This is a genomic window from Burkholderia sp. AW49-1, assembly GCF_053427845.1.
The window spans coordinates 32,944-46,214 of record NZ_JBSAXF010000003.1 but is presented as its reverse complement, the minus strand read 5'-3'; the positions used below and the strand labels follow the sequence as shown (position 1 = coordinate 46,214).

Sequence of the window (13,271 nt, the reverse complement as noted above, 5' to 3'; positions counted from 1 at the left end):
ATTGCGGCGTGATCGGCGCGAAGCTGCTCGCACCCGCCACGCTCACCGCGCACTTCATCGTGATGCGCGCATTCCCGAAGACATGGGCGGTCGAGATCGCCCGGATCGGCATCGCCATGTTTTTCTTGCTTGCCTTGCTCGTCGCGCCCGCCATCCGCCCGGATCTTGAAGCTTCGTTGAACAAGATCTCGGCATTTCTGCTTTCAGTCGCCCTATTTTTCGCGTACTCGCCACTGCTCGGCTTGTTCGATTGGCGTCTTGGCCGGGCGGGCGGCGCACGGCGCCGATATCGCACCGCCTCGACGTAGCCCGAAAAACCGGGGCGACCGGCCTCGAACGGTCCGCCGCCGGATTTTCCACATAATGAAACCCCGTCGGTCGAGCGGATGCCGCATCCGCGACCTGCCGTACACGCGCGCAGCGCCCGGACCCGCGGTCACTCTCCGCACCAAGCCGCTACCCGATCCGCCGAATTCTTCCTCGAGGGGCGCCACTCCACAATCAACTCTTATATAAGACATAAGACATTTGACGCCTCACCATATTGCGATTAGAATCCCGTCCAAGCAGTGAAGCAGTGTCCGGAACAGCAGCCTCGGCGTGCCTGGAAAGCCCTTCCCCTGAAACGCAATCTCAGCAGGTCCCCCATGCTTGAAAACTTTCGTGCTCACGTGGCCGCCCGCGCCGCGCTCGGTATTCCTCCCCTGCCGCTGACGGCTCAGCAAACCGCCGAACTGGTGGAACTGCTGGCGCACCCGCCCGCAGGCGAAGAGCAGACGCTGCTCGACCTGATCACCCACCGCGTCCCCGCCGGCGTCGACGAAGCCGCGCGCGTGAAGGCCGGCTTCCTGGCCGCCGTCGCGAAGGGCGAGACGGCCTGCCCGCTGATCTCGCGCGAGCGCGCGACCGAACTGCTCGGCACGATGCTGGGCGGCTACAACATCCAGCCGCTGATCGAGTTGCTGTCCGACGAAGCAGTCGCGGCCGTCGCTGCCGACGCACTGAAGAAAACCCTGCTGATGTTCGACCAGTTCCATGACGTGAAGGAACTCGCCGACAAGGGTAACGCGCATGCGAAGGCCGTGCTGCAGAGTTGGGCCGACGCCGAATGGTTCACGAGCCGTCCGGAAGTGCCGGAAAGCTTGACCATCACCGTGTTCAAGGTCACGGGCGAAACCAACACCGACGACCTGTCGCCGGCCCCGGACGCCACCACCCGCCCGGACATCCCGATGCACGCGCTGGCGATGCTGAAGAACGCGCGCCCCGGCATCACGCCGGAAGAAGACGGCAAGCGCGGCCCGGTCAAGTTCATCGAATCGCTGAAGGACAAGGGTCACCTGGTCGCCTACGTCGGCGACGTGGTCGGCACCGGCTCCTCGCGCAAGTCGGCCACCAACTCGGTGCTGTGGTTCACCGGCGAAGACATCCCGTTCGTCCCGAACAAGCGTTTCGGCGGCGTGTGCCTCGGCGGCAAGATCGCCCCGATCTTCTACAACACGATGGAAGACGCCGGCGCGCTGCCGATCGAGCTCGACGTGTCGCAGATGAACATGGGCGACGTCGTCGAACTGCGCCCGTACGAAGGCAAGGCGCTGAAGGACGGCAACGTGATCGCCGAATTCCAGGTCAAGTCCGACGTGCTGTTCGACGAAGTGCGCGCCGGCGGCCGCATTCCGCTGATCATCGGCCGCGGCCTGACCGCGAAGGCGCGTGAAGCGCTCGGCCTCGCGCCGTCGACGCTGTTCCGCCTGCCGCACCAGCCGGCCGACAGCGGCAAGGGCTTCTCGCTCGCGCAGAAGATGGTCGGCCGCGCATGCGGTCTGCCGGAAGGCCAGGGTGTGCGTCCGGGCACGTACTGCGAACCGAAGATGACCTCTGTCGGCTCGCAGGACACCACGGGCCCGATGACACGCGACGAACTGAAGGATCTGGCCTGCCTCGGCTTCTCGGCCGACCTCGTGATGCAGTCGTTCTGCCACACCGCCGCTTATCCGAAGCCGGTCGACGTGAAGACGCACCAGACGCTGCCGAACTTCATCAGCACCCGCGGCGGCATCGCTCTGCGCCCGGGCGACGGCGTGATCCACTCGTGGCTGAACCGCATGCTGCTGCCCGACACCGTCGGCACCGGCGGCGACTCGCACACGCGCTTCCCGATCGGCATCAGCTTCCCGGCAGGCTCGGGCCTGGTCGCGTTCGCGGCCGCCACCGGCACGATGCCGCTGGACATGCCGGAATCGGTGCTGGTCCGCTTCAAGGGCAAGATGCAGCCGGGCGTCACGCTGCGCGACCTCGTCAACGCGATTCCGCTGTACGCGATCAAGCAGGGCATGCTGACGGTCGCCAAGCAAGGCAAGAAGAACATCTTCTCGGGCCGCATTCTCGAAATCGAAGGCCTGCCCGATCTGAAGGTCGAGCAAGCGTTCGAACTGTCGGATGCGTCGGCCGAGCGTTCGGCAGCCGGTTGCACGGTGCACCTGAACAAGGAACCGATCATCGAGTACCTGAACAGCAACATCACGCTGCTGAAGTGGATGATCGCGCAGGGCTATCAGGATCCGCGCAGCCTGCAACGCCGTATCGCGGCGATGGAGCAGTGGCTGGCCGACCCGCAACTGCTGTCGCCGGATGCCGACGCCGAATACGCGGCCGTCATCGAGATCGATCTGGCCGACATCCATGAACCGATCGTTGCGTGCCCGAACGATCCGGACGACGTGAAGACGCTGTCCGACGTCGCCGGCGCGAAGATCGACGAAGTGTTCATCGGTTCGTGCATGACCAACATCGGTCACTTCCGTGCCGCGTCGAAGCTGCTGGAAGGCAAGCGCGACATCCCGGTCAAGCTGTGGGTCGCGCCGCCGACCAAGATGGACCAGAAGCAGCTGACGGAAGAAGGCCACTACGGCGTGTTCGGCACGGCCGGCGCCCGCACCGAAATGCCGGGCTGCTCGCTGTGCATGGGCAACCAGGCACAGGTGCGCGAAGGCGCGACGGTGATGTCGACGTCGACCCGCAACTTCCCGAACCGTCTGGGCAAGAACACGAACGTGTACCTCGGCTCGGCGGAACTGGCGGCAATCTGCTCGCGTCTCGGCAAGATCCCGACCAAGGACGAGTACATGGCCGACATGGGCGTGCTCAATGCCAACGGCGACAAGATCTACAAGTACATGAACTTCGACCAGATCGAAGACTTCAAGGAAGTCGCCGACACCGTGCAGATCTAAGCATGCGGTCGAGCTGCGACGGGCTGTGCCCGTCGTGGCGACACGCGAAGGCGCCGCGGGCTGAATGCCCGAGGCGCTTTTTTTTTGGTTCTTCGTGGATTTCCGGGGGGAGGACGCCGGCGAGGAACGTCGGCGTTCGGCCAACTTGAGACATTCGACGCGGCAGCCTACTTCGTCGACAATCGGAAATCCGAGCGCCGAACGATTTGCGAGGCAACCGACGGTCAGCGAGTGGAGCGTCCATGCGACGTGATGGCCGCGCAAATTAGGGCAGTCGGATAAGTGGTTTGTCCGGGGCCTAAGCCAGCGATAATGCTGGCAAAGGAACCGAGGAAATGACGAAGAGAACCCGACGGACGCACTCAGCGGCGTTCAAAGCGAAGGTAGTGCTGGCAGCGGTCAAGGGCGAGTGGACGTTGGCTGAACTGGCGCAGCAGTTCGATGTGCAAGCGCCACAACCAAGCGCTCATCGCGCTCGTACGGCGCCGCCACGACGTTCTGTTCGCCATGCTGCGCGACGGTACCAATTACCAACCCAAGTCAGCCCCTAACACTTGGCGAAACACATAGCCCCCCCCGGACGGGACGCAATACCTGCTCGAGCGCACGAAGTGGTGCGATTTTTTGTCAAAGAATTGACATCGCAAAGCAAACTCACTTCACATTAAAAATGACATGAATCTATCTTTCGATTATTTTTCAGCCAGAATGATGGTTGCAGGAATCATATTGCTTTCAATATCTCAGGCGGCATTTCCTGCCACGAAAGCAGTAGAATCGACTCATCCAATGTATTACGGCAAGGTAGATGGAGACAGGCTAATATCACTTACAATTCCGCCGCGAGAGCTAATTCGTGATATGAATCCTGTTAACTCCATAAAATCTGAAGCGAATGATTTCAAACAGGCTCGTTATTATTTTCCGAATGCCAACACTCCACTGTCAGTGGTAAAGAATTTAGAGAGAATCTACAGATTCGACCGACGTCGGGATGTTCCTATTGTGTCCTCAAGTCTTGATTGGGTCATCGCAGAATATTTCAAAGCAAACTCTCATGTTCCCATTTGCCGTTTCAGGCTCCTAGGGAAGAGCGTCGAGCGCCAGGAGCAACTTGATTTTTCAGGGAAAGTAGTCAAAATTATTCTGATCGGCTGGGCACCTCGAAATTCAACGGAAGATGAAGAACGGGTCCCTGATCTCTCGGTATTGGGTGAGCACCCCGCATGGATTCGCGTATTGCGAGTGACGCCTGACGGAAGAAAAACTCTGGTCGCAGAGGCCTGGAAAGCGACAGATGTTCCATTCGATGCGCCAACGGATAGCGAACCGAAGGCGAGTGATCTCTATTTTGGATTGCCAAATGGAGCCAGACGCTGGCGTTCGATAGCAGATTTTACGAAATATAACGAAATTGACCTTCACGCAGCATGTTTATCGGGGGCTAAACCGAGGTAGGACGTGATCCTGAAATTATACTTATTTTTCGTAACTGAGCGCCTTGATTGTCGCTTCCGGGTCCGACTTATGCTTCTTATGCATCACGCGCATAGCCAAGATGGTAGTCACGCTCGATCATGGAACGTTGGCCGGCAGGGCCAATATCGCATTCGTTCCTGTCGTCACGACGCCGTCGACAGTGCCTGCCGTTTCGCCAGTATTGCCACCCGTAGAGCAAAGCAAAGATGTCAATTCGAGGTGCCCATCGCACGTGGCTCTTGGCTCCCGAGTTGACGACATTATCGACAATCTCACCGAAATAATGCCGTCACTTCGTCTATGTCCGAAGCAACGTCGTCAATTCGCGTCGTACACTCCCCTGCACGACCGTAGAGGCATGATTTATATACGATTCTCGGTATGCGAATCGTTCACACGCCCTGGACGACTGCATGGGCGGTGGCGGCTCGGCCGCTACCGACGGCTTCCGGCCGAGGCTATGTGAAAACTCGAAACTATCCGGTTTTCGAGTGTCGCTTTACCCCTCCCGAACCGCTTCGAAACCCGTACGTGGCGATCTGGCGAGCCGAGTTTGTCGGCCGGTGCGTTCGGCGCGGGTTGCTGAACAAAACCCGAACAGCTGCAATGGGTCGGCTACAGCCAAGCGCGTTGGGTTGCAGTCGGCCACGAGCCGACCTTCGCCAACGGCCGCCTTGCGGTTGGAAAATCACAAGGGCACTTACGACTTCATCACTATGACACCCGATCAGATTAACGCCGTCTACCAGAATCTCTGCCAGAGGACGCTGAATCCTGCAGAACTTAAGCGGCGACTGGACAGCGTCGTAAACAATTTCACTGCTGTCGACGCTGTCCTCTACTTGCCGATGTATTCGATGGGAATGGGCCAAGCCGGCATAACTCGACGCATTGACGCGCTCCGAGCGCTGCCATTCACGATAGAAGATGCCGTCAGTGGTAGACAGACGGTTGCCGACATTGAGCAGCTCGCTGTTGTCGGCGGAAAAGAATTCGGGATGCGCAGGCGCGTCGAGGAACTCTTCATGCGGGCGAAAGAGATTTCCGCTTATGGAACGGACCGGCTCGCGACGGTTCTTCAACCGAAGAAGAATTGGTCACTCGACGATATCGTAGATCCATTCACGGTCCTCTATACCTTTACAGGTGTCGCAGACAAGGCGGCGCTTCATATCCTGATGGACCTGGGATGGGGAGTGGTAAAACCGGATCGGCATATTTGTCGGTTCGTCAGCAGGCTAGGTGGCCAATGGAAACGATACTTTCCTGACGGCGCTACGGATGATCTCCGCCCAGCGCTCACGCTTCCGTTCGTGAGAGCATGGCAGGACGCTTGCGCACCCTTCTCTTCGAGTGTGCTGGCGCCACCGCCATCGCGCAACGGTGTGATGTTCCCAGGTGTCTCTGAGCTCAGCTCTCGCCAAGTCGATCGCTTGGTTATGTGGTACGCGCAGGACCGAGCGCAGGAGGAGCACGAGTGGCGCCCAAAGCCTGTTTGCGGCAAACAACCGGACTGCCAAAGTTGTTCGGTTCAGGATTGTGACGCGCGCGAGCAAGACTCGGCATGACACAACACTCGACGTACGGAAGTGACATCAGCCCATAGTTTTCGGGAGTCTGCTTTTCGGCTTCGAATCCTGACCGCGGAAGTTCCGGATTGGGATGTGCTCGGATCAAATACATGCCTAGATCGAGCGACCGGTTTGGAGAAAAGCGGCTGACCGCTCCGGGTCGACAAGCGACGACCACTGAAATCCACGAAGAGCTTTTTTGCCCGTCCCGCTTCGATCGAGGATAGTTGCCGCATGATCGTCCGAAGGCGTTCATCACCCTCCCCGGCTGGATCCGCGCGTTGACATAGGAACCAATCGGTCCATATAATGATGCCAAATTGCAGGAGATCTCAGCCATGGCACATCCGACCGGTCTTGGACGTCCGCGCGAATTCGAACTGGACGATGCCGCGCGCGACGCGATGCAAGTCTTCTGGGACCGCGGCTACGAAGGCGCGTCGCTGCCGGATCTGATTGCCGGCACCGGCTTGTCGCGCGGCAGCCTCTACAAGGCGTTCGGCGACAAGAAAGGGCTGCTGCTGGCGGCGCTGGACCTGTATATGGCCGACGGGCTCAAGGCAACCGCCGACATCCTGTCGCAGCCGGGCGCGGTGAAGGACGCCATTCGCGATTCGCTGCTGCGCTATGCGCGTCTTTCGGTCGGCGAGGCGGGCCGACGCGGGTGTCTCGCAATCGCGATGACTACCGAAATGGCGGCCCGCGATCCGGATGTCGCGGAACGTACGGCACGCATGTTCCGGCGTTTGCAGCAGCTTTATGCCGGCGCGATCGTGCGCGGGCAGGCTAGCGGAGAGATTGCCGAACGCGACGAACAGGCGCTCGCGCGTTTCCTCGTCTGTCAGGTCGAGGGAATGCGCGTGCTGGGCAAAACCGGCGTATCGGAAGCGGACATGCTCGCGCTCGTCGACAACACGATGCGCGTTCTCGATTAATTTTTTTTTGGCCAATTTGGAACTGATTGGTCCCATATGGAAGCTCATCCATGACCCGCAACGATTCCGTCTCGCCGGACCCGCGCCGCTGGGCAATGTTCTCGGTCCTGCTCGTCGGCGCATTCCTGCCTCCGCTGGACTTCTTCATCGTCAATGTCGCGCTGCCGTCGATCCGGGGGGAATTGGGCGCGTCGTCTTCGGCCGAGCAATTCGTCATCTCGTCGTACGCCGGCCTGTACGCCGTGACGCTGATTACCGGCGGGCGGCTGGGAGACCTGTTCGGGCGGGGACGCATGTTCTTTCTCGGACTGATCGGATTCGCGACGACATCTGCGCTATGCGGCCTCGCGAGTTCGCCGTGGACACTGATCGTGGGCCGGGCGTTGCAGGGGCTGACGGCGGCCGTCATGGCGCCGCAGGCGCTCGCGTCGATCCAGGCGATCTTCCCCGAATCGGAAAAACCGCTCGCGCTCAGCCTTTATGGCGCGGTCTTCGGGCTCGCCGCGGTCGTCGGACAGGCACTGGGCGGCATCCTGATTTCGCTGAATCTGTTCAATCTCGGCTGGCGGACGATCTTCCTCGTCAACCTGCCGCTGGCGATCCTGGTCGTGCTGTTCGGCATCCCGCTGCTGAAGGAAACGCGCGCGCAGCATGCACGCAAGCTCGACCTCGGCGGCACGGCGCTGTCGATGGCAACGCTCGGCGCGCTGGTCGTGCCGTTGATCGAAGGGCGTGACGCAGGCTGACCGCTATTGGCCTGGATGTCGCTGATGGCGGTACCGGCGCTCGCATGGTTCTTCTGGCGCTACGAGAGCCGGCTCGCCCGCAGCGGCGGCGCCCCGCTGCTCGATCCGGCCGCGCTGCGCGCGCCGGGGCTGGGCCGCGCGCTGCTGATCGCGCTGTTGCTGTACTCGATCGGCGCGTTCTTCCTCCTGTTTTCGATCTATCTGCAAAGCGCATTGCACGTCGATGCGCTGAGCGCCGGCCTCGTGTTCCTGCCATTCGGCGTGGGCTTTCTGCTGGGTCCCTTGTCGACGCCGTACTGCTCACGCATCCTCAGCGCGTACGTCAATCCGTTCGGCATGGGCCTCGAGGTCGTCGGCCTCGTCGGCCTGGCCTGGTTGATCGCCGCGACGCCGCTCGGCATGCCGCTCGCCACGATCCCGCTTGCCGCCGTTCTGTTCATCATCGGTTTCGGGCAAGAGCTCGCGCTGCCGACGCTGATGCGAATGGTCACGGGCCGTGTCGCACCGGCGCTGTCGGGCATGATCGCCGGCATCGCCAGTTCGACCCTGCAGGTCAGCACGTCGCTCAGCGTCGCGATCATCGGCGGAATGTTCTATACGGTCCTCGGCCCGCGTCAGGATCCCGCTGCGATCGCGCACGCGTTCATCGTCGCGATTCTCGGTATCGCGTTCTTCCTGAGCATCGGCGCGGGATTGTGCATCTCGCTCGGCCGGACACCCGCGGTGCGCCCCGCTGCCCGTCCCCACGCCCGAACGACGTTCGGCACCGAACGCAACGAGCCGTGATGCAGGCCTTGACCTGCAACGGTTCGTGCGGCACGCCGCAAGAAAGCCGCTTGTTCCGTCGGTCCAACTGGAGAATGCGCATGCACTTCATCGTTTCCTATCGCCGAGCCGCGGGCACGCGGTTCGATTCCCGCTACTACGCCGAGCAGCACATTCCGCTGGTGGACAAAGCGTGGAAGCCGTACGGGCTTGAATACATCGACGCGTTTTTCCCGTCACGGGAAGACAGCGAACTGATCGTCGTGGCCATGTGCCGCTTCCGGGATCGGGCGGCGCTGGATGCCGCGTTCGCATCCGCGGAGACGGCGAGCGTCATGGCCGATATCGACGCGTTCACCGACATCGAACCGGATCGGTACATCACGGAGGTGTTCGCGCGCTCGGCGTAACCTTCGATCGTGTTCCGGCGCCCTCGCTCGCGTGCGCGACGGCGCCGGGAGCCCTGCGCAATGCCTGTCTCGTCACAGCAGCCCCATCATCGACGGCTTGAGCGTCGCCGCCGCGCGCGTCGAACATTCGAGCTCGCGAAACGCGTTCTCGACACGGGTTCGCACCGTGCTCGGACTCACGTTCAGCAGCAGTGCGATCTGCTTGTTGCTTGCGCCTCGCGAAATCGCGCGCAGCACGTCGATTTCCCGCGCGGACAGGCGCGGGCGATCATGCGGCGCGCGACCCGCGACAGGCGTGACAGCGGGTGCGCCCTCCGTCGGCAGCGCACTCACCGCTTCGCCACATAGCCGGCCGCACGCGACTTCTTCCTTCAACACGTTCGCGGCGGCGGCGACGCTCAACGCCGCGCGCCATGGACGCGCCGAGCGCGATGCGCCCCACGCCACCGACGCCGCCAGCGTTAGCGAATGCACGACGCCGCGAGCTTCCCGACCGCGATCACCGCCTGCTCGATCTCCGGCGACCACGGGCTGCTGTAGTTCAGCCGGATGAAGTTCCGGTAGTTGTCGGTGATCGAGAACATGTAGCCGGGGCCGATCGTGATTCCCTGCTCCAGCGCGAGCTGATACAGCCGCATCGCGTCGACCTGCGCCGGCAACTCGACCCACAGCACGTAGCCGCCGGCCGGGCTCGAGATGCGCGTGCCTTCAGGGAAGAATCGCGACACCATCGCGCGCATCAGGTTTGCCTGCTGCGCATACGCCTTGCGCAAGCGCCGCAGGTGATGCTCGTAGCCGTCCCGTTCGAGAAACTCGGCGATCGCGAGCTGCGGCAGCGACGGCGTGGCCAGCGTGTTCAGGAACTTCAGCTTCTCGACCTGATCGCGATAGCGGCCCGGCAACGCCCAGCCGACCCGGTAAGCCGCCGTCAGGCTCTTCGAGAACGATGCGCAATGCAGCACGATCCCGTTGCGATCGTAGGACTTCAGCGTGCCCGGATGCGACTCGCCGAAATACAGTTCGTTATACACACCGTTCTCGATGATCGGCATGTCGACGCGGGTCGCGAATTCCACCAGTTCGCGCTTGCGCTCGTCGGGCATCTGGAAGCCCAGCGGATTCTGGAAATTCGGCATCACCATGCACGCGGCGATCGGCTGCGACTTCGCGATCGCCGCCAGCGCGGCGATATCGATCCCGTATTCCGGATGCGTCGCGACCTCGATCGCCTTCATCCCCATCCGCTCGATCGCGTGCAGCATCGCGTAGAACGTCGGCGACTCGACCGCGATCGTGTCACCCGGTTTCGCGACCGCCTGCAGGCACAGGTTGATCGCCTCGGTCGCGCCGACCGTCACGATGATCTCGTTCGGATCGACCGACATCCCGTTTTCCAGGTAGCGTCGTGCGATCTGCCGGATCAGGCGCGGATGGCCGGGCGGCAGCCCGTCGGTCACGCCCCACAGCGACTTGTCCCGGCCGGCCGCATACGCGTAGCGGTTCAGCTTCTCGAACGGAAAGAGGCTCGGGTCCGGATACGGCGAACCGAGCGGCACCGCGTCGTCGGTACCGATCGAGCGCAGCGTCGACAGCACGAGCCGGCTCATGTCGACCGACGACGAAATCGCGATCGGCTTCGACGGCCGCAGTTCGCGCACCGGCGCATGGTTGTCGTCGCGACGCAGGTTCACGAAGTAGCCCGACTGCGGACGGCTTTCCAGCAGTCCGCGGCTTTCGAGCAGCAGATATGCGTGCAGCACGGTCGTGATGCTGATCCGATGCTGCTGGCTCGCCTGTCGCACAGACGGAATCCGGTCGCCGTGCCGGTACACGCCCTGGCGGATCAGGCGTTCGATGTCGTCCGCGAGTTTTTCGTAGAGCTTCATCGCGTGCTCCCCGCCGGCCTGCGCCTGCGCGCCGCCGCCCCGCGCACGCCCGATCCGCGCATGTGCCGCCCGCCGACCGGGCTGTCGTGATGCCTGATTGTTCCCTCCGGTTTTGCCTTTTCCATCGCCGTGGCTCGCTTTTGAAGATGCGCTGTCAGGCCCGTGATCTCTGGGCCTGCGACACTGTGCACTTGATGATGGAATCGTAAGAGCAGAACAGTTGATACGGAGTACACACATCGGATACGCACATAAGAGTACAGTTCGGCGCGAATTCGCGACTTCGGGCGAACTGTACGTCTTACGAATTTGGTGTGGGGAGCGGCGATCGGAGAGCAGGACGACGTGACGCGCAGCGCTGTCGGCGCTGGCTGGTCATACCCGGCCGGCCTGACAGGAAAAGGGCGAGGCGGCCCGCGCTGCACCGCCAGGAACATGACACCAGAGTGACGGGGCGTGCCGCACGGGCGTCAGCGAGTCGACCGATGAAGGGCTGGGGGCGAAATGCGGACGCTGTCCGGTGGAGCGACGCGCGGCGGCTGTTCGCCTGTGCCCGGTGCGAGCATCGACGCCCGTCTGCCCGATACGGGGAGCGAGCCGGCAGCTTTCGCCGCTGCGCGCGGCGCCGTGGCGACCGTGGACGAAGCGCTGCCGCAAGGGTTGCCGGCGCAAGCGGCGCGCGTCAGATCGACCCGAACAGCGCGCGCGGCCGGTCCTTCAGCGTGCCGGCCAGAATCCGCAGCCCGTTCACGAGTTCGTCGCGCGTCGCCGGGCACGCCAGGTTGATGCGCACGCCGTGCTCGATTTCCGCGCGATCGACCGCGAACGTCGACGACGGCATCACGATCACGCCACGCGCCTTCGCGTTCGCGGCGAAGTCGTCGGCACGCCACGGCGGCGGCAGCCGCAGCCACACGAACATGCACGCGGGATCAGACTTCAGCTGACCGGCCGGCAACAGCTCCCGCGCCAGATCGACGCGCGCGCGGATCTCCGCCAATTGCGCGCTCATGATCCGCTCGGCCGTGCCGTTCTCGATCCACACCGTTGCGATCAGCATCGACGTCGGCGCGGGCATCCATGCTGTGGTGCGCACCGCTTCCGCGCACAGCGCGACGCTGTCGCGCGGGCAACTCAGGTAACCGAGGCGCAGCCCGGGCGCGAGGATCTTCGATGTCGCGCCGATATGGAACGTGAGCTCGGGACACAGCCCCGCGATCGCCGGCAGCCGGTCGCGCACGAGCGGCCCGTACACGTCGTCCTCGATGATCGTCACGTGATGGCGGCGCGCGACGTCGACGAGCGCCATGCGGCGCGCGAGGCTCATCGTCGTCACGGTCGGGTTCTGCAGGTTCGGTACGACGAAGATCGCCTTGACGGGCATGCGCTGGCAGATTCGCTCGATCTCGTCGGGCAGCAGGCCGTCGTCGTCGGCCGGCGCGCTGACGATCTCGAACTGGAACACCGGCGCGAGCGCCTTCAGCCCGTAATACGTGAGCCGGTCGGCGACGATCACGCCGTCGGTGCCGATCAGGCTGTTCAGCACCGCGTAGAGCCCATGCTGCGCGCCGCTCGTCACGACCACCTGGTCACGCGACGGCGTGAAGCCCGGCGCGGCAAGCCACTGGGCGCCCGCGGCGCGCGCCCAGTCGGGGCCTTGCGGCGGCTGGTATTCCTGCAGCGACGCGAAACGCGGATCGGCCGCCAAGGTGCCGAACGTCTGCGCGAGACTCGCCAGGAATTCGCCGGTCGCCGGCCGGTTCACCGTCAGGTCGATCACCCCGCTGCCCGCCGCGAGCGACGCACGGGCCGGCTCGATGCTCGGCATCGCGCCGCCGGTGACGAGCGAACCGCGCCGCTTGCTGCCGATCACGAGGCCACGCAGCTGCAGTTCCTTGTAGGCACGCGACACGGTCGACACGTTGATGCCGAGCTCGGTCGCGAGCTGGCGCTGCGGCGGCAGACGGCTGCCTGGCGGGTACATGCCGTTGCGGATTTCCGCCTCGATCGAACTCGATACCTCGACATAGGTCGGCCGCTTTGCCTGCGCCGGCGCATCGTCGTCGCGCGCTCCGGAAAGTTTGTCTGCTGCCATGTATCGTCCACATCCACACAAAAAGCGTTTGTCTGCCGTCTAAATCCGTCCAGCGATTGTATATGACATCCCCTTCAGGTCAACCATCTGCCGACAGGTGAGTCGAATCAGTCAGTTGAAATCGGGTAAACGCTAACACCACACAATCTAT

At 62.8% G+C, this 13,271-nt stretch carries 8 protein-coding genes and 3 pseudogenes; 8 read left to right on the top strand and 3 right to left on the bottom strand.

Annotated features, from left to right (window positions below):
* Positions 1–8: 8 nt before the first annotated feature.
* The 8 genes and pseudogenes from ACV22W_RS06725 (at position 9) to ACV22W_RS06690 (ending at position 9,139) form a co-directional block, all read left to right on the top strand.
* Positions 9–308 (top strand): hypothetical protein, encoded by a 300-nt coding sequence (locus ACV22W_RS06725; RefSeq protein WP_448018473.1) that lies wholly within the window; start codon positions 9–11, stop codon positions 306–308.
* 339 nt (positions 309–647) lie between these two features.
* Positions 648–3,233 carry a bifunctional aconitate hydratase 2/2-methylisocitrate dehydratase gene (acnB, locus tag ACV22W_RS06720; RefSeq protein WP_448018472.1) on the top strand — a complete coding sequence of 862 codons (2,586 nt, stop codon included), beginning with the start codon at positions 648–650 and terminating at the stop codon, positions 3,231–3,233.
* Between the two features lie 335 nt (positions 3,234–3,568).
* Positions 3,569–3,691: pseudogene (locus tag ACV22W_RS06715) on the top strand (IS3 family transposase); the annotation flags it as partial.
* Positions 3,692–3,908: 217 nt separating this feature from the next.
* The gene (locus ACV22W_RS06710; RefSeq protein WP_448018471.1) at positions 3,909–4,691 is read left to right on the top strand and encodes a hypothetical protein; all 783 of its coding nucleotides are present in this window, start codon (positions 3,909–3,911) and stop codon (positions 4,689–4,691) included.
* A 701-nt stretch (positions 4,692–5,392) separates the two neighbouring features.
* Positions 5,393–6,280, top strand: coding sequence for a hypothetical protein (locus ACV22W_RS06705; RefSeq protein WP_448018470.1), 888 nt, complete (start codon positions 5,393–5,395; stop codon positions 6,278–6,280).
* A gap of 341 nt (positions 6,281–6,621) precedes the next feature.
* Positions 6,622–7,218, top strand: a complete 597-nt coding sequence (locus ACV22W_RS06700) for a TetR/AcrR family transcriptional regulator (protein WP_448018469.1) — start codon at positions 6,622–6,624, stop codon at positions 7,216–7,218.
* A 50-nt stretch (positions 7,219–7,268) separates the two neighbouring features.
* Positions 7,269–8,750: pseudogene (locus ACV22W_RS06695) on the top strand (MFS transporter).
* An 80-nt stretch (positions 8,751–8,830) separates the two neighbouring features.
* Entirely contained in the window at positions 8,831–9,139 is a 309-nt protein-coding gene (locus tag ACV22W_RS06690) for an EthD family reductase (protein WP_448018468.1), read from the top strand.
* A gap of 72 nt (positions 9,140–9,211) precedes the next feature.
* On the opposite strand, the pseudogene ACV22W_RS06685 reads toward ACV22W_RS06690, so the two are convergent.
* The 3 genes and pseudogenes from ACV22W_RS06685 to ACV22W_RS06675 all read right to left on the bottom strand — a co-directional run.
* A pseudogene (locus ACV22W_RS06685) lies at positions 9,212–9,655 on the bottom strand (response regulator transcription factor); the annotation flags it as partial.
* Positions 9,601–11,025: an aminotransferase-like domain-containing protein gene (locus ACV22W_RS06680; RefSeq protein ID WP_448018467.1), complete on the bottom strand. Its 1,425-nt coding sequence runs from the start codon at positions 11,023–11,025 to the stop codon at positions 9,601–9,603. The pseudogene ACV22W_RS06685 and the gene ACV22W_RS06680, both read right to left, overlap by 55 nt.
* 682 nt (positions 11,026–11,707) lie before the next feature.
* Complete coding sequence (locus ACV22W_RS06675) at positions 11,708–13,120, bottom strand: aminotransferase-like domain-containing protein (protein WP_448018466.1); 1,413 nt, start codon at positions 13,118–13,120, stop codon at positions 11,708–11,710.
* Positions 13,121–13,271: the final 151 nt, after the last annotated feature.